This window comes from Achromobacter mucicolens, from assembly GCF_902859725.1.
Classification (GTDB): domain Bacteria; phylum Pseudomonadota; class Gammaproteobacteria; order Burkholderiales; family Burkholderiaceae_B; genus Achromobacter; species Achromobacter mucicolens.
Genome location: NZ_CADIJP010000020.1, coordinates 1 through 16,241, shown reverse-complemented (window position 1 = coordinate 16,241; position 16,241 = coordinate 1). Strand labels below are relative to the sequence as shown.

Below are 16,241 nucleotides of genomic sequence, written 5' to 3'. Positions count from 1 at the left end.
GCAGCGAGCGTTCGCTTTTGATCAAGCAAACGCGTGCGCAGCGCCGCCCCGATGGGCGAGGCGCAATGGATGAGCCCCTAGATTTCCCACGGCGGCGCCTGGCGGCTGCCGGCGTTCAGGGCGCGGCGCATGGCGCGCGCATCGTCCTGCCTGTCCAGGCTGTCCAGCGCATGCAGCACGATCCAGTCGGCGCCGACCTCGAAGAAATCGCGCAACCGCGCCCGCGTGTCGCTGCGCCCGAAACCGTCCGTGCCCAAAGTGCGGTAGGGCGCTTTTACGTAGGCGCGGATCTGTTCGGGCACGGCGCGCACGTAGTCGCTGGCCGCGATCACCGGCGCGTCGCTGCCGGCCAGGCAGGTGTGCACCCAGTCCTGGTCCTGCGGTGCTTCCAGGCCCAGCACGCGCGCGCGCTCGGCCTGGCGGCCGCTGCGGGCCAGCTCCGAAAAGCTGGTCACGCTCCAGACTTCCGCATCCACGCCGAATTCGTCCTGCAGGCGCGCGGCAGCCAGCTCGGCTTCGCGCAGCATGGGGCCGGCGCCGAGCAGGCGGACCTGCGCCTTGCCGCGTGCGGGCCGCAGCCGGTACAGGCCGCGCAGGATGCCTTCGCGCGTCGCGGGATCCTGGGGCATGTCGGGCTGCGCCAGGTTCTCGTTCGTGACGGTCAGGTAGAAGAATTCATCGCGTTGCTCGTCCAGCATGCGCCGCATGCCATGTTCGACGATGACGGCGACCTCAAAGGCGTAGGCCGGGTCATAGGCGCGGCAATTGGGCACGGTGGCGGCCATGATGTGGCTGGAGCCGTCCTGGTGCTGCAGGCCTTCGCCGCCCAGCGTCGTGCGGCCCGACGTGGCGCCGATCAGAAAGCCCCGGGCGCGCTGGTCGGCGGCGGCCCAGATCAGGTCCCCGATGCGCTGGAATCCGAACATCGAGTAATAGATATAGAACGGCAGCATCGGCAGGCCGTTGACCGAGTAACTGGTGCCGGCCGCCGTCCAGGACGAGATGGCGCCGGCCTCGGTGATGCCTTCTTCGAGGATCTGGCCATCGCGTGCCTCGCGGTAGTACAACACCGAGCCGATGTCCTCGGGCTCATAGAGCTGGCCCTGCGCGGAATAGATGCCGATCTGCCGGAACAGGTTGGCCATGCCGAAGGTGCGCGCCTCGTCCGCGACGATGGGCACGATGCGCGGGCCCACGGTGGCGTCCTTGAGCAGCGCGGTCAGCATGCGCACGATGGCCATCGTGGACGACATCTCCTTGCCGTCGGCCGCCAGCGCAAAGCGCGCCCATTGGTCGGCGTCCGGGGGCGCGAGCCGCGGGGCCTCGGCGTTTCGGCGCGGGATATAGCCGCCCAACGCGGCGCGGCGCGCCTGCAGGTGCCGCATTTCGGCGCTGTCGTCGGCGGGGCGGTAGAACTTGAGCGCCAGGCAGTCGGCGTCGGAAATCGGCAGCGCGAAGCGGTCGCGGAACGCGAGCAGCGCTTCGTCGTCCAGCTTCTTTTGCTGGTGGGTGGTCATCTTGCCCTGGCCGGCCGTCCCCATGCCAAACCCCTTCTTGGTCTGCGCGAGGATGACGGTGGGCTGGCCGCGATGGTTCGCGGCGCGATGGTAGGCGGCATGGATCTTCACCATGTCATGGCCGCCCCGGTGCAGGCGGTCGATGGCCTCGTCGGACCAGTCGGCCACCAGCGCCGCCAGCTCGGGATTCTGGTTGAAGAAGTGGGCGCGGTTGAATGCGCCATCGTTGGCCGCGAAGGTCTGGAACTGGCCGTCCACGGTGTTGGCGAAGGCGCGGGCCAGCGCGCCGCCGGTGTCCCGGCGCAGCAGCGCGTCCCAGTCGCTGCCCCAGACGAGCTTGATGACGTTCCAGCCCGCGCCGGCATACAGGGTTTCGAGTTCGTCGATGATGCGGCCGTTGCCGCGCACCGGGCCGTCCAGGCGCTGCAGGTTGCAGTTGACGACGAAGATCAGGTTGTCGAGCTTTTCGCGCGCGGCCAGCGTGAGCGCCGCGATGGATTCGGGCTCGTCCATTTCGCCGTCGCCAAAGATGCCCCACACCTTGCGGTCGGCGCCGGGCACCAGCGAGCGATGTTCCAGATAGCGCATGAAGCGCGCCTGGTAGATGGCGTTGATGGGGCCGATGCCCATCGAGCCGGTGGGGAACTGCCAGAAGTCCGGCATCAGCCACGGATGGGGGTACGAGGACAGGCCGCGCAAGCCGCGCGTGGTTGCGGTGATTTCCTGGCGGAAATGCGCCAGGTCGTCTTCGCCCAGAAAGCCTTCGAGGAAGGCGCGCGCGTAGACGCCGGGCGCCGAGTGCGGCTGCATGTAGACGATGTCGCCCGGGCTGCCGTCCGTGCGGGCGCGAAAGAAATGGTTGAAGCCGACTTCGAACAGGTCGGCGGCCGACGCGTAGCTGGCGATGTGGCCGCCCAGCTCGCCATGCGCCTGATTGGCGCGCACCACCATCGCCAGCGCGTTCCAGCGGTTGATGCGGGCGATGCGCTCTTCGACGGCGAGGTTGCCGGGGAAGGGCGGTTCCTGGTCGGCGGGAATGGTGTTCAGGTAGGCGGTGCGGGTCTGGCTGTTGGCTCGCAGCCCGAGCGAGGCGGCGTGGCCCAGGACGCTGTCCAGCACGTAGCCCGCGCGCTCGGCCCCGTCGGCCTGCAGCAGGGACTGCAACGCTTCGCGCCATTCGGCGGTTTCGGCGGGGTCGGCGTCGTCCTGGAGGGCCGATCCGGATAGGGGCTGGCGAGGGTCGAGCATGGTAAGTCGTCTCCTGTTTTTACTGCTCATGCTAGACCCATGCCCGAGGCATGAGTCATCAAATTCCCCGGGGGAATCCGGCGCTTTCAGCATAATCTTTCGTCAGGCTCATGCGGCACGGCAGGTTCCACTGCACGATCGCGTTTACCGCTGGTGACCACGGGGTGGACGGTCTGGCGCTAGAATGCGCGGCTATCAATAGGGAGAAACCCATGACCCAGCCCATCCGCGTTCCGCCGGAGGTCACGCTGCCCGAGCTGACCGTCCGGGGCGTCCTGCTCGGCGCGCTGATCACCGTCATCTTCACCGCCTCGAACGTGTTCCTGGGGCTCAAAGTGGGCCTGACGTTCTCGTCGGCCATTCCGGCGGCAGTGATCTCGATGTCGGTCCTTCGCATGTTCAAGGACGCCAACATCCTTGAAAACAACATGGTGCAGACGCAGGCCTCGGCGGCCGGCACGCTGTCGTCCATCATCTTCATCCTGCCGGCGCTGGTCATGATGGGCCACTGGCAGGGGTTCCCGTTCTGGCAGACGCTGGGCATCTGCGCGGCCGGCGGCATGCTGGGCGTGATGTTCACGATTCCGCTGCGCCACGTGATGGTGGTGCAGAGCAACCTGCCGTATCCGGAAGGCGTGGCGGCGGCGGAAATTCTGCGGGTGGGCAGCGCCGAGCGCGCGCAGGACGCGCCGCAGACCGCCGCGCACGCGTCGGCCAAACCCGCCGCCACCGGCATGGGCGACATCGTCGCCGGGGGCGTCGCGGCGGCCGTGGTCAGTTTTGCCGCCAGCGGGCTGCGCGTGCTGGGCGACAGCGTCAGCGGCTGGTTTGCATTGGGCGGCGCCGTGTTCAGGCTGCCGATGGGCTTTTCGCTGGCGCTGTTGGGCGCGGGCTACCTGATCGGCATCGTCGCCGGGCTGGCGATGTTGACCGGGCTGGTCATTGCCTGGGGCATCGCGGTGCCCATCCTGACCGCCATGGGCGACATGCCCGCGGGCGCGACGCTGGCGTCCTATGCCACGGGCCTGTGGTCCTCGCAGGTGCGCTTCATTGGCGCGGGCGTGATCGGCGTGGGCGCGATCTGGACGCTGGCGACGCTGTTCGTGCCGATGGCGCGCGGCGTGAACGCCTCGTTTTCGGCCCTGACCAAGGAGGGGGCGGCCCGAGCGGGCGCCGCGCCGCGCACCGAACGCGACCTGTCGGCAGGCTGGATCTCGGCCGTGACGCTGGTGCTGGTGGCGATCCTGGTCTTCACGTTCCAGGTGTTCCTGTCGGGCACGCCGCTGTCGGCCGGCGCCATCTGGAAGCTGGTCGCCTACGCGGTCCTCTTTGCCTTCGTGTTCGGTTTCCTGGTGGCCGCGGCTTGCGGCTACATGGCCGGCCTGGTGGGGTCGTCGACCAGCCCGATCTCCGGCGTGGGCATCGTCGCCATCGTCCTGGTTTCCGTGCTGATGCTGGGCGTGGGCGGCGAGCTGATGGCGCTGGAAAACGGCGTGCAGATGGCGATTGCCCTGGCGATCTTCAGCACCTCGGCCGTGGTGGCGGTGGCGTCGATTTCGAATGACAACCTGCAGGACCTGAAGACCGGCTGGCTGGTGGGGGCCACCCCGTGGCGTCAGCAGGTCGCGCTGCTGATCGGCTGCGTCGTCGGCGCGGCGGTGATTTCGCCGGTGCTGGAGCTGCTGTACAACGCTTACGGGTTTGCGGACGCGATGCCGCGAGAGGGCATGGACGCCTCGCAGGCGCTGTCCGCGCCGCAGGCCACGCTGATGCTGGCGATCACGCGCGGCATCTTCACCCACCAGTTGAACTGGACGATGATCCTGATCGGCATGGCGGTGGGCGTGGGGCTGATCGTGGTGGACGAGATCATGAAGCGCACCTGCAAGGTGGCGCGCATTCCCGTGCTGGCGGTCGGCATAGGCATCTACCTGCCGCCGACCGTCGCCGCGCCCATCGTGGCGGGCGCGCTGCTGGCCTGGCTGCTTGAGCGCGCCCTGCGCCGCCGCGCCGCCGCCGCCAACCAGCCCTACGACCGCTTTGCCGAGGCGGCCAACCGCCGCGGCGTGCTGATCGCCTCGGGCCTGATCGTGGGCGAGAGCCTGGTGGGGGTGCTGATGGCGGCCATCATCGGCGGCACGGGCTCCGAGGCGCCGCTGGCGATCGCAGGCGAGGCGTTCGCCGGCATGGCGTCCTACCTCGGGTTGGCCGTCTTCGTGCTGGTGGCCGTGCTGTTCTGGCGCCGGGTGATGCGGCTGGCTTAGTGCAGCAAATCCGCCAGCGTGCGGGCGATGACTTTCGTGGCGCGGCGCAGGTCTTCCAGATTGATGCGTTCGTCGTTGCGCTTGGCGTGCGATTCCAGCACCGTGCGCGGGCCCGCGCCGTAGATCACGCCGGGGATGCCGGCTTCGGCGTACAGGCGCACGTCGGTATACAGCGGCGTGCCCATCGCGGGGATGGGTTCGCCGAACACGGCCTCGCCATGTTGCTGGATGGCCTGCACCAGCGGCTGCGCGCCGGCGAGCGGGCGCATCGAATTGGCCAGCAGCAGCCGCTTGATCTCGACACGGACACCAGCACATGAAGCCGCGGCTTCTTCGATGATGCGCCGGATGTCGGCCTCGACCTCTGCGGCGTTTTCTTCGGGGATCATGCGGCGGTCCAGCTTGAAGCTGACCTTGCCGGGCACCACGTTCGTGTTGGTGCCGCCTTCGATCCGCCCCACGTTCAGGTACGGATGCGAAATGCCCGGGACCTGCGACGTGATCGCCCGGTAAAGCGCGTTCTGCGCATACAGCGCATTCAGAATCGCGACGGCGCCTTGCAAGGCGTCTACGCCGCTGCTTGGGATGGCGGCGTGGGCCATCTTGCCGTGCACCGTCACTTCCATCTGCAGGCAGCCGTTGTGCGCGGTGACGACTTCATAGCTGAAGCCGGCCGCGATCATGAGGTCGGGGCGGGTCAATCCCTGCTCCAGGAGCCAGCCCGGACCCAGCAGACCGCCGAATTCCTCGTCATACGTAAAGTGCAGCTCCACCGCGCCGCGCGACGGCATGGCGACGGCTTCCAGCGCCCGCAGCGCAAACGTGAAGCTGGCGAAGTCGCTCTTGCTGACGGCTGCGGCGCGGCCGTACAGGCAGCCGTCCTCGATCTCGGCGCCGTAGGGATCGTGCTTCCAGCCGTCGCCGGGGGGCACCACATCGCCGTGCGCGTTGAGCGCGATGCGCGGGCCTGCGCCGCCGTATTCGCGGCGCACGATGAGGTTGGTGATGGACTGCATGCCGTAGTCCGCGACGGCCTGGGCCGGCACGGGGTGCGCTTCGGCGTGCAGGCCAAAATCCTGCAGCAGCTGCGCGGTGCGCTCGGCGTGCGGGGCGTTGTTGCCGGGCGGCGTGTCGGTGGGCACGCGCACCAGTGCTTGCAGGAAGCGGACTTCTTCGTCGAAATGGGCGTCCACCCAGGCGTCGAGTCGGGCGTAATCGGTCATGGCGTTATGTCGAGGTTTCGTTGGCCAGCGCGTCGAGCAAGCCCAGCATGGCTTGCGCGGCAAGTTCGATATCGTCGCTGGTGGTGGATTCGCGGGGGTTGTGGCTGATGCCGTTGTTCTGGCCGCGCACGAAGAGCATCGCCTGCGGCATGATCTCGTGCAGCTTCATGGCGTCGTGGCCTGCGCCGCTGGGCATGCGGTGCACGGGGACGCCCAGCGCGTCGACCGCGCGCTCCCAGCGCTGCTGCCAGCGCGGATCGCTGGGTGCGGCGGCGGCGCGCATGGTTTCTTCAATCGAATAGCGCAGACCGCGCCGCGCGCAGATGGCGGCCAGCTCGGCCAGCACGTCATCGACCAGCGCGTCGCGCTGCGCATCGCTGGGGGCGCGCAGGTCCAGGCTGAAGCGGCACTCGCCCGGCACGACGTTGATCGATCCGCTGGGCACCTCGAACATGCCTACCGTGCCGACCGAATCGCCATCGCGGGCGGCGCGGCGTTCAACATAGAGCGCCAGCTCGGCGGCCGCCACGGCCGCGTCGCGCCGCCGGTTCATGGGCGTGGTGCCGGCATGGCTGGCCAGACCCAGGATCTGCACCTGATGGCGCACGCAGCCGTTGATGGACGTGACGACGCCAAGCGGCAGCCCCATTTCATACAGGACCGGACCCTGCTCGATGTGCACCTCGACAAAGCCCAGGTAATTGGCCGGATCGCGCCGCAGGCCGGCAATCCCATCGATGTCCAGGCCCGCGTGCGTCATGGCCTCGCGCATGGTGATGCCGTCGGCATCCTTCTGCGCCAGCCAGTCGGGATTGAAGCTGCCAATCAACGCGCCCGAGCCCAGGAACGTGGCCCGGTAGCGCTGGCCTTCTTCCTCGGCGAAGGCGATCACCTCCACGTCGAAGGGCAGCCGCCGGTTCTCGCGATGCAGCGCGCGCACGCAGGCCATGGGCACGAAGATGCCAAGCCTGCCGTCGTATTTGCCGGCGTTGCGCACCGTGTCGAAGTGGCTGCCGGTCATGAGGACCGGCGCGCCGGGCTGGGCGGCGCGATAGCGTCCCACCACATTGCCGACGGCGTCGATGCCGACCTCGTCAAAGCCGCAGTCGCGCATCCATTGCGAGATGCGCGCGGCGCAGGCGCGGTGCGCGTCGGTCAGGTAGGTGACCGTGAGCTGGCCTTTTTCGGCGTAGCCCGGATCGCTGTAGACGCTGAGCGCCTCGTGCCAGTCCCAGATGTCGCTGCCCATGCCCGTGTCGCCGTGGCGGCTGTGCGGGCGCGGCTCGACGTTCGGCTCGTTCAGATTGTTGGTCATGGTCGTCCTGTTCAACGGTCGGAGATGTAGGGGTGGGTGGATTTCCAGTGTCGCGCGATGTCCAGCCGGCGGCACACCCAGACGCGATCGTGGCGCGCGATGTGATCCAGGAAACGCTGCAGGGCAACGATGCGGCCGGGCCGGCCCAGGAGGCGGCAGTGCATGCCGATGCTGAGCATCTTGGGCGCTTCGTCGCCTTCGGCATACAACGCGTCGAAGCTGTCCTTCAGGTACTGGAAAAAGGGATCGGCGTGGGAAAAGCCCTGCGGCAGCGCGAAGCGCATGTCGTTGCAGTCCAGCGTGTAGGGCACGATGAGCTGCGGCGCCGTGGCGCCATCCGATTTGCGCACCTGCATCCAGAAGGGCAGGTCGTCGCCGTAATAATCGCTGTCATACTCGAATCCGCCGTCGTCGGCGACCAGCGTGCGGGTGCGGGGGCTGTCGCGGCCCGTGTACCAGCCCAGCGGCCGCGTGCCGGTCAGCGTGGTGATGGCGTCGATGGCCAGGCGCATGTGCTCGCGCTCGGTGGCTTCATCCACGTTCTGGTAGTGGATCCAGCGCCACCCGTGGCAGGCAATTTCATGACCCAGTTCCACGAACGCCGCGGTCAGGTCCGGATGGCGTTGCAGCGCCATGCCGACGCCGAACACCGTCAGCGGCAACTGGCGCTTTTCAAATTCCCGCAGGATGCGCCACACGCCCGCCCGCGAGCCGTATTCATAGATGCCTTCCATGCTGAGATGCCGGTCCGGATAGCTGGCGGGGCTGAACATTTCGGACAGGAATTGCTCGGAGCCGGCGTCGCCATGCAGCACGCTGTTTTCGCCGCCTTCCTCGTAATTCAGGACGAACTGCACCGCAATCCGCGCGTTGCCTGGCCATTGCGCGTGAGGCGGATTGCGGCCGTAGCCGACCAGGTCGCGAGGGTAGGGAGCGGTAGCGTCGTAGGAAGACATTGGCAGGGCAGAGGCATGGTGTGGATTGTGTATACAAAGTATGTACATCAAATACCAGCCGCAGGCCATCAGCGTATGCCCTACGCCCCGGATCGGCGCGGTCAGACTGCCACAGCGTTGTCTTCCTTGAACAATTCCGCGCTCATGAAATCGATGAAGACGCGCAATTTGGGCGCCAGATGTTTGCTGGACGCCCACAGCAGCCGGAACGTGCCATGATGCTCGACATGGCGGTCCAGCACGGAAACCAGTTCGCCGCGCTGCATGGCGGGCCGCACCAGGAAATCGGGCAGGCACGCGATGCCTAGACCCGCCACCGCCACATCCAGCAGGGCCGCGGATGTGTTGCACACCATCGACACGGGCAGTGTCCACGCCGGCGTTGCGTCGTCGTGCGCGAGCGGCCAGGGCTCCAGTTTTCCCGTGCTGGGAAACCGGTGCTGCAGGCACGCGTGATGACTCAGGTCGGCGGGGGCGCCGGGCGTGCCGCGGCGGGCCAGATAGTCCGGCGCCGCGACAAGCAGCAGCCGGTAGTTGCCCACCGGGCGCGACACCAGCCGCGAATCCGTCGGCTCGCCCGTGCGCATCACGATGTCGAAACCTTCGTTGATGACATCCACCAGACGATCCGAGAAATCCACGTCCAGTTCGATGGCCGGGTAGCGGTGCATGAACGCGGTCAGCGCGGGCATGACCAGCATCCCGACCAGCGGCAGGCTGATGCGCAGCCGCCCTTGGGGCGCCCGACGGGTTTCGGACAGTTCCAGTTCGGCCGACTCGAGTTCGCACAGGATGCGGCGGCAGCGTTCAAGAAAAACGGCGCCTTCGGCCGTCAAGGTGATGCTGCGTGTGCTGCGGTGGAGCAGGCGCACGCCAAGGCGCGTTTCCAGCCGGCAAACGCTCTTGCCCACGGCCGAGGCGGACACGCCGAGGTTGCGGGCGGCCTCGGAATAACTGCGCGTTTCCGCGGCCTGCACGAAGGCAGCAATGGCGCTGAGCGATTCGACCATGATGCGATTCAGGACAATTTGTCCGATATGTTTTGAACATCGGCATTATTGTCCCGGGCCGCGCCTGCCGCCAACATGGCTGCCTTCACACAACACGCGCCGGGGTCGGGCTTATCCGCCCGCTGCCGGCCAATCAAAAGGCAGAACATGGCAGGTTTTCAGGTGACGGCCCCCGGCCCCGTTGCGCGCGAGTCGCGTCTTCCCATTGCAGTACTGCTGGCGCTGGCGCTGGCCGGTTTCGTCACGATCCTGACGGAAGCCCTGCCGGCCGGGCTGCTGCCGCAGATCAGCGCGGGGCTGACTATTTCCGAAGCGATGGCCGGACAGCTGGTGACGATTTACGCGATCGGTTCGCTGGTGGCGGCGATACCGTTGACTGCCGCGACGCAAGGCGTGAGACGCCGCCCGTTGCTGCTGGCCGCGATTGCCGGCTTTGTCATCGCCAACACCGTCACGACGGTGTCCGCCAGCTACGTGCTGACGATGGCGGCGCGTTTTGTTGCGGGCGTGTCCGCCGGGCTGCTGTGGGCGCTGGCCGCGGGCTACGCGGCGCGCATGGTGCCCGAGCGCCAGAAGGGGCGGGCGATCGCCATTGCGATGGTGGGCACGCCGCTGGCGTTGTCGCTTGGCGTGCCGGCAGGGACCTTTCTGGGCAACCTCGTGGGGTGGCGCTGGTGTTTCGGCATCATGAGCGCGCTGGCGCTGATCCTGATGGCGTGGGTGCGCATCCAGGTGCCGGACTTTGCGGGGCAGACCGTGGGCAAGCGCGCGCCGCTGCGCCACGTCTTCACCCTGCCGGGCGTGCGCGCGGTGCTGTTCGTGGTGTTCTCGTTCGTCCTGGCGCACAACATTCTCTATACCTACATTGCGCCGTTCCTGGCGGCGCGCGGCATGGGCGACCGCACGGACATGATGCTGCTGGTGTTCGGGCTGTCATCGCTCGGGGGGCTCTGGATCATCGGCGTTCTGATCGACAGCCATCTGCGCGTCATGACGCTGGCCAGCACGGTGCTGTTTGCGCTGTCGGCGCTGGTCCTGGGCATCAGCGGCAATGATCCGGCCGTGGTGACCACGGCGGTGGCGGCATGGGGACTGGCGTTCGGCGGCGCGCCGACGCTGTTGCAGACCGCGCTGGCCAAGACAGCGGGCGAGTCGGCCGATGTGGCGCAATCGATGCTGGTCACGGCCTGGAACCTGGCGATCGCGGGCGGCGGCGTCATTGGCGGCATTTTGCTGGAAGGCGCGGGCGTTGCCGCCTTTGCGCCCGCGCTGTTGCTGTTGCTGGCGGCGACGCTGATCGTGGCGGCAGCGGCGCGCCGCCATGGGTTTCCCTTGGCGCAAGGGCAGGGCGGCAATGTCACCGCAAGTCCCCGCAAGGCCACCCCATGACGCCGAAGCCGCCGCTATCCGTTGCGGTAGAGAAAGCTGTAGGCGTTGATCGCCGGCACCCCTCCCAGGTGCGCATACAGGACCTTCGAACCGGCGGGAATTTCGCCTTTGCGGATGATGTCCATCATCCCCTGCATGGATTTCCCTTCGTACACGGGGTCGGTCATCATGCCTTCCAGGCGGGCGCACGTACGGATGGCATCGTTGGTTTCGGCTGACGGCAGGCCATACGCGGGATAAGCGTAACGCGTGTCTAGCACCACGTCCTTGTCTTCGATGGGTCTGTCCAGTCCGACGAGGTCGGCGGTGCGCCGCGCGATGCGCAGGACTTGGGCGCGCGTCTGCTCCGGCGTGGCGGATGCGTCGATGCCGATGACGCGGTCGGCGCGGCCGTCGGCGGCAAAGCCCACGACCATGCCGGCCTGCGTGCTGCCCGTGACCGCGCAGACGACGATGTAGTCGAACTTGAATCCCAGATCGGCTTCCTGGCGGCGCACCTCTTCGGCAAAGCCCACGTAGCCCAGCCCGCCCAGTTCATGGTCGGACGCGCCCGCGGGAATCGCATAGGGCTTGCCGCCGCGGCGTTTCACTTCTTCAAGCGCCTCTTCCCAGCTGCGGCGAAAGCCGATGTCGAAACCCTGGTCGACCAGCCGCACGTCCGCGCCCATGAGGCGGCTCATCATGATGTTGCCGACGCGGTCGTAGACCGCATCCGAATAATCCACCCAGTTTTCCTGCACCAGCACGCAGGCCAATCCCAGCTTGGCGGCCACCGCCGCGACCATGCGCGTGTGATTGGACTGGATGCCGCCGATGGTGACGAGCGTGTCGCAACCTTGTTCCAGCGCCTGCGGGATCAGGTATTCAAGCTTGCGCAGCTTGTTGCCGCCGAACGCCAGGCCGCTGTTGCAGTCCTCGCGCTTGGCGTAGATCTCGACCTCGCCGCCCAGATGCTGTGAAAGGCGGTCCAGCTTTTCGATCGGGGTATCGCCGAAGGTCAGGCGATGTCGGGGAAAGCGTTGCAGATCCATGGTGGCTCCTGATGATTCGGGCGGCCTGCGCTTTTTGGCAGGGTTCGCAAAAATCATAGAAATCATGGGCTTGAGGGGTCAATTGCGTATTTTTTCAATCCGCCAAATCGAAACTTCGTTTATTGGCATTTAGGGATTTAATATTTCCAAATTAAAACCCGCGACCAAATTTAATTTTCAGGGACGTATTAAATGACCGCCGTGTTCACGCTGGACCGCATCGACCGTCAGATCCTGCGCATTCTTCAGGACGACGCGCAGATCACCAATCTGGACCTGAGCGCACGCGTGCATCTCAGTCCGGCCGCGTGTCTGCGGCGCGTCGAGCGGCTCAAAAGCGAAGGCATCATCCGCAAAACGGTCGCGCTGCTGGAACCGGCCGACGTGGACATGGCCACGCTCGTCATCGTGGGCGTGGTGCTGGACCGATCCACACCCGACTCGTTCACCGACTTCGAGGAGGCGGCCAAGAGCATCAGCGGATGCCTGGAATGCCACCTCGTTGCGGGCGAATTCGACTACTTCCTGATGCTGCGCATCCGCGATCTGGAACGGTTCAACAAGCTGCATGCGGGCGAGATCATCAAGCTGCCCGGCGTACGCCAAATTCGCACCTTTTTCGTCTTGAAAGAGATCATGTCGACCACTGCGCTGCCTGTTTGACGCGGCGTAAATGCAACACTTGCCTTTTCTGCTATTCAAAATGACGCGCTGCGGCATTTTGCATTGACCGATTTTGGTGGCGCGTAGACGGCGCATTGGAAGGGGTTGGACGGACATTCCGTTGCTGCATGACGGCATTCCGAAAGGGCTTTCGCGTCACGGAAATGCGGGAAGACGCCCGTAAACTCAAAGGGTTATACTTCTCGACCATAGGCTTTCAAGGCTTGTACGCGCCTTCTGCCCCTGCTATCCGCTTAACGGGAAGCCCGTGTCGCGGAAGGTTTTCCTGCATCGTCTCGAGTGAAGCACTCGTAAAGGTGAAGCGATATGTCTTCGGAAATAGAATCTCTATCCACGTCTTACCTCTTTGGGGGTAATGCCCCGTATGTCGAGGAGCTTTACGAAGCCTACCTCGATAACCCCGGTTCGGTACCTGACAACTGGCGCGAATATTTCGACCAATTGCAGCACGCTCCCGCAACCGACGGCCAGGAATCCACTCGCGACCAGGCCCACGCTCCCATCGTCGAATCGTTCGCCCAGCGCGCCAAGGCCAATGCCTTCGTGCAACGCGCCGCCGAACCCGACCTGAGCGTGGCCAGCAAGCAGGTTTCGGTGCAATCGCTGATTGCCGCCTACCGTTCGCTGGGTTCGCGCTGGGCCGACCTCGATCCGCTCAAGCGCCAGGAACGTCCGCCGATCCCCGAGCTCGATCCCGCCTTCTACGGCCTGACCGAAGCCGATCTGGACCAGACGTACTCGGCCACCAACACCTACTTCACGACCGCCAGCACGATGACGCTGCGCGACATCCTGAAGGCGCTGCGCGACACCTACTGCCGCAGCATCGGTGCAGAATTCACCCACATCTCCGACCCCGCCGCCAAGCGCTGGATCCAGGAACGCCTGGAAACCACGCTGGGCGCGCCCACGTACACCGCGGAAGAAAAGCGCCACATCCTTCAGCAGCTCACCGAGTCCGAAGGCCTGGAACGCTTCCTGCACACCAAGTACGTCGGCCAGAAGCGCTTCTCGCTGGAAGGCGGCGAAAGCTTCATCGCCTCGATGGACGAAGTGGTCAACCACGCCGGTGAAAACGGCGTCCAGGAAATCGTGGTCGGCATGGCCCACCGCGGCCGCCTGAACCTGCTCGTGAACATCATGGGCAAGATGCCCGGCGACCTGTTCGCCGAGTTCGAAGGCAAGCACGCCGAAGGTCTGACCGACGGCGACGTGAAGTACCACAACGGCTTCTCGAGCGACCTGTCCACGCGCGGCGGCCCCGTCCACCTGTCGCTGGCGTTCAACCCGTCGCACCTTGAAATCGTCAACCCCGTCGTCGAAGGCAGCGCACGCGCCCGCCAGGAACGCCGCGGCGATACCGAAGGCAAGCAAGTGCTGCCGGTGCTGGTGCACGGCGACGCGGCCTTTGCCGGCCAGGGCGTCGTGATGGAAACCCTGAACCTGGCGCAGACGCGCGGCTACGGTACGGGCGGCACGCTGCACATCGTCATCAACAACCAGATCGGCTTCACCACGTCCGACCCGCGTGACTCGCGTTCGACGCTGTATTGCACCGACGTGGTCAAGATGATCGAAGCCCCGGTGTTCCACGTCAACGGCGACGATCCCGAAGCCGTGGTGTTCGTCACCAAGCTGGCGCTGGACTACCGTCTGCAGTTCCGCCACGACGTCGTCGTGGACATCGTCTGCTTCCGCAAGCTGGGCCACAACGAGCAGGACACCCCGTCGCTGACGCAGCCCCTGATGTACAAGCGCATCGGCCACCACCCCGGCACGCGCAAGCTGTACGCCGACAAGCTGACCACGCAAGGCGTGCTGGCCGACGGCGAAGCCGATCAGCTGGTCAAGGACTACCGCCAGCTCATGGAAGACGGCCAGCGCACCATCGAACCGGTGCTGACCGACTACAAGAGCAAGTACGCCATCGACTGGTCGCCGTTCCTGGGCGCCAAGTGGACCGACCAGGCCGACACCGCCGTGCCGCTGGCTGAACTCAAGCGCATCGGCGAACGCATCACCACCGTGCCGGAAGGCTTCACGGTGCACCCGCTGGTCGCCAAGCTGCTGAACGACCGCCGCACCATGGCCAAGGGCGAAATGAACCTGGACTGGGGCATGGGCGAACACCTCGCCTTCGCGACCCTGGTGTCCTCGGGCTACGCCATCCGCATCACCGGCCAGGATTCGGGCCGCGGCACGTTCACGCACCGCCACGCCGTGCTGCACGACCAGAACCGCGAACGCTGGAACGACGGCACCTACATTCCGCTGCAGAACGTCTCGGAAGGCCAGGCGCCGTTCACCGTCATCGACTCCGTGCTGTCCGAAGAGGCGGTGCTGGGCTTTGAATACGGCTTCTCCAGCGCCGAACCCAACACGCTGGTCATCTGGGAAGGCCAGTTCGGCGACTTCGTCAACGGCGCCCAGGTCGTGATCGACCAGTTCATCAGCTCCGGCGAAGCCAAGTGGGGCCGCCAGTCGGGCCTGACGCTGATGCTGCCGCACGGCTACGAAGGCCAGGGTCCCGAGCACTCGTCGGGCCGCATCGAGCGCTTCCTGCAGCTGTGCGCCGACAACAACATGCAAGTGGTTCAGCCGACGTCGGCTTCGCAGATCTTCCACGTTCTGCGCCGCCAGATGATCCGTCCGTTCCGCAAGCCGCTGGTGCTGTTCACGCCGAAGTCGCTGCTGCGCAACAAGGACGCCGGTTCGCCCCTGACCGATCTGGCCGGCGGCAGCTTCCGCCCGGTCATCGGCGAGGTCGACGAGGCCATCGACGCCAGCAAGGTCAAGCGCGTGCTGGCTTGCTCGGGCAAGGTGTACTACGACCTGGTCAACGCCCGCCGCGAGCGTGGCGCCGACAACGTCGCCATCATCCGCGTCGAGCAGCTGTATCCGTTTGCGCACAAGTCGTTCGAAGCCGAACTGCGCAAGTACCCCAAGGCAACCGAAGTGATCTGGGTGCAGGACGAACCCCAGAACCAAGGCGCCTGGTTCTACGTTCAGCATCACGTGTACGAGAACATGGTCGAGGGCCAGAAGCTTGGCTACGCAGGCCGTGCCGCGTCGGCATCGCCGGCCGTGGGCTACCTGGCCAAGCACCAGGAGCAGCAGAAGGCCCTGATCGAAACGGCCTTCGCGCCCAAGTTCAAGGTCATGTTGACGAAGTAACCCTTACTTGATGCACGCGCCGCGGGCGGCAAGCGTTCCGGAACCCCGTTTCGAACCTTGCCGCGCCGCGTGACAAGAACACACTCTCTACGGAATAAACAAAATGGCTATTACCGACGTCGTCGTTCCCCAACTTTCCGAATCCGTTTCCGAAGCGACCCTGCTGACCTGGAAGAAGCAGCCGGGCGCTGCCGTTGAAGCCGACGAAATCCTGATCGAAGTCGAAACCGACAAGGTCGTGCTGGAAGTGCCGGCCCCCGCGTCGGGCGTGCTGTCCGAAATCGTCAAGGGCGATGGCAGCACCGTGACCTCCGGCGAAGTGCTGGCCCGCATCGACACCGCCGCCAAGGCCGCCGCCGCCGCCACCGCACCGGCCGAAGCGCCCAAGGCCGCTGAGCAAGCCGCCGCCGCGCCGGCGCCCGCCGCTGCC

Annotated in this window: 10 protein-coding genes and 1 pseudogene; 5 read left to right on the top strand and 6 right to left on the bottom strand. The window is 66.1% G+C overall.

The annotated features are described in order from the left end of the window. Positions 1–77 precede the first annotated feature (77 nt). Complete coding sequence (gene mdeB / locus HV786_RS22090; protein ID WP_175211867.1) at positions 78–2,765, bottom strand: alpha-ketoglutarate dehydrogenase; 2,688 nt, start codon at positions 2,763–2,765, stop codon at positions 78–80. A 212-nt stretch (positions 2,766–2,977) separates the two neighbouring features. Here mdeB and HV786_RS22085 point away from each other — a divergent pair, with 212 nt between their 5' ends. Next, on the top strand, positions 2,978–5,029 hold the full coding sequence (locus HV786_RS22085) for an OPT family oligopeptide transporter (protein WP_175211865.1): 2,052 nt from the start codon (positions 2,978–2,980) through the stop codon (positions 5,027–5,029). Here HV786_RS22085 and HV786_RS22080 read toward each other — a convergent pair. The 4 genes and pseudogenes from HV786_RS22080 to HV786_RS22065 form a co-directional block, all read right to left on the bottom strand. Next, entirely contained in the window at positions 5,026–6,252 is a 1,227-nt protein-coding gene (locus HV786_RS22080) for a M20 family metallopeptidase (protein WP_175211863.1), read from the bottom strand. The two genes, HV786_RS22085 and HV786_RS22080, sit on opposite strands and share 4 nt — an antisense overlap. A 4-nt stretch (positions 6,253–6,256) precedes the next feature. Further along, a pseudogene (locus tag HV786_RS22075) lies at positions 6,257–7,501 on the bottom strand (hydantoinase/carbamoylase family amidase); the annotation flags it as partial. A gap of 77 nt (positions 7,502–7,578) precedes the next feature. Next, positions 7,579–8,523, bottom strand: coding sequence for an allantoinase PuuE (puuE, locus tag HV786_RS22070; RefSeq protein ID WP_128827707.1), 945 nt, complete (start codon positions 8,521–8,523; stop codon positions 7,579–7,581). A 101-nt stretch (positions 8,524–8,624) separates the two neighbouring features. Beyond that, positions 8,625–9,533 (bottom strand): LysR family transcriptional regulator, encoded by a 909-nt coding sequence (locus HV786_RS22065; RefSeq protein ID WP_128827708.1) that lies wholly within the window; start codon positions 9,531–9,533, stop codon positions 8,625–8,627. Between the two features lie 147 nt (positions 9,534–9,680). Here HV786_RS22065 and HV786_RS22060 point away from each other — a divergent pair, with 147 nt between their 5' ends. Then, the gene (locus HV786_RS22060) at positions 9,681–10,922 is read left to right on the top strand and encodes an MFS transporter (protein WP_128827709.1); all 1,242 of its coding nucleotides are present in this window, start codon (positions 9,681–9,683) and stop codon (positions 10,920–10,922) included. A 14-nt stretch (positions 10,923–10,936) separates the two neighbouring features. On the opposite strand, the gene HV786_RS22055 is transcribed toward HV786_RS22060, so the two are convergent. Then, entirely contained in the window at positions 10,937–11,953 is a 1,017-nt protein-coding gene (locus HV786_RS22055; protein WP_128827710.1) for a 1-aminocyclopropane-1-carboxylate deaminase, read from the bottom strand. Positions 11,954–12,145: 192 nt separating this feature from the next. Between HV786_RS22055 and HV786_RS22050 the strand changes: the two genes are divergently transcribed. The 3 genes from HV786_RS22050 to HV786_RS22040 all read left to right on the top strand — a co-directional run. Then, positions 12,146–12,616 carry an Lrp/AsnC family transcriptional regulator gene (locus HV786_RS22050; RefSeq protein ID WP_056322133.1) on the top strand — a complete coding sequence of 157 codons (471 nt, stop codon included), beginning with the start codon at positions 12,146–12,148 and terminating at the stop codon, positions 12,614–12,616. 327 nt (positions 12,617–12,943) lie between these two features. Next, on the top strand, positions 12,944–15,811 hold the full coding sequence (locus HV786_RS22045) for a 2-oxoglutarate dehydrogenase E1 component (protein WP_128827711.1): 2,868 nt from the start codon (positions 12,944–12,946) through the stop codon (positions 15,809–15,811). Between the two features lie 103 nt (positions 15,812–15,914). Further along, positions 15,915–16,241 (top strand): biotin/lipoyl-containing protein (locus HV786_RS22040; RefSeq protein WP_338076557.1); only part of this gene is annotated, 327 nt, incomplete at its 3' end.

Bases quoted from the DNA above. Each gene is read 5' to 3' on its own strand.
- mdeB (WP_175211867.1), bottom strand. From the start codon at position 2,765: ATGCTCGACCCTCGCCAGCCCCTATCCGGATCGGCCCTCCAGGACGAC.
- HV786_RS22085 (WP_175211865.1), top strand. From the start codon at position 2,978: ATGACCCAGCCCATCCGCGTTCCGCCGGAGGTCACGCTGCCCGAGCTG.
- HV786_RS22080 (WP_175211863.1), bottom strand. From the start codon at position 6,252: ATGACCGATTACGCCCGACTCGACGCCTGGGTGGACGCCCATTTCGAC.
- puuE (WP_128827707.1), bottom strand. From the start codon at position 8,523: ATGTCTTCCTACGACGCTACCGCTCCCTACCCTCGCGACCTGGTCGGC.
- HV786_RS22065 (WP_128827708.1), bottom strand. From the start codon at position 9,533: ATGGTCGAATCGCTCAGCGCCATTGCTGCCTTCGTGCAGGCCGCGGAA.
- HV786_RS22060 (WP_128827709.1), top strand. From the start codon at position 9,681: ATGGCAGGTTTTCAGGTGACGGCCCCCGGCCCCGTTGCGCGCGAGTCG.
- HV786_RS22055 (WP_128827710.1), bottom strand. From the start codon at position 11,953: ATGGATCTGCAACGCTTTCCCCGACATCGCCTGACCTTCGGCGATACC.
- HV786_RS22050 (WP_056322133.1), top strand. From the start codon at position 12,146: ATGACCGCCGTGTTCACGCTGGACCGCATCGACCGTCAGATCCTGCGC.
- HV786_RS22045 (WP_128827711.1), top strand. From the start codon at position 12,944: ATGTCTTCGGAAATAGAATCTCTATCCACGTCTTACCTCTTTGGGGGT.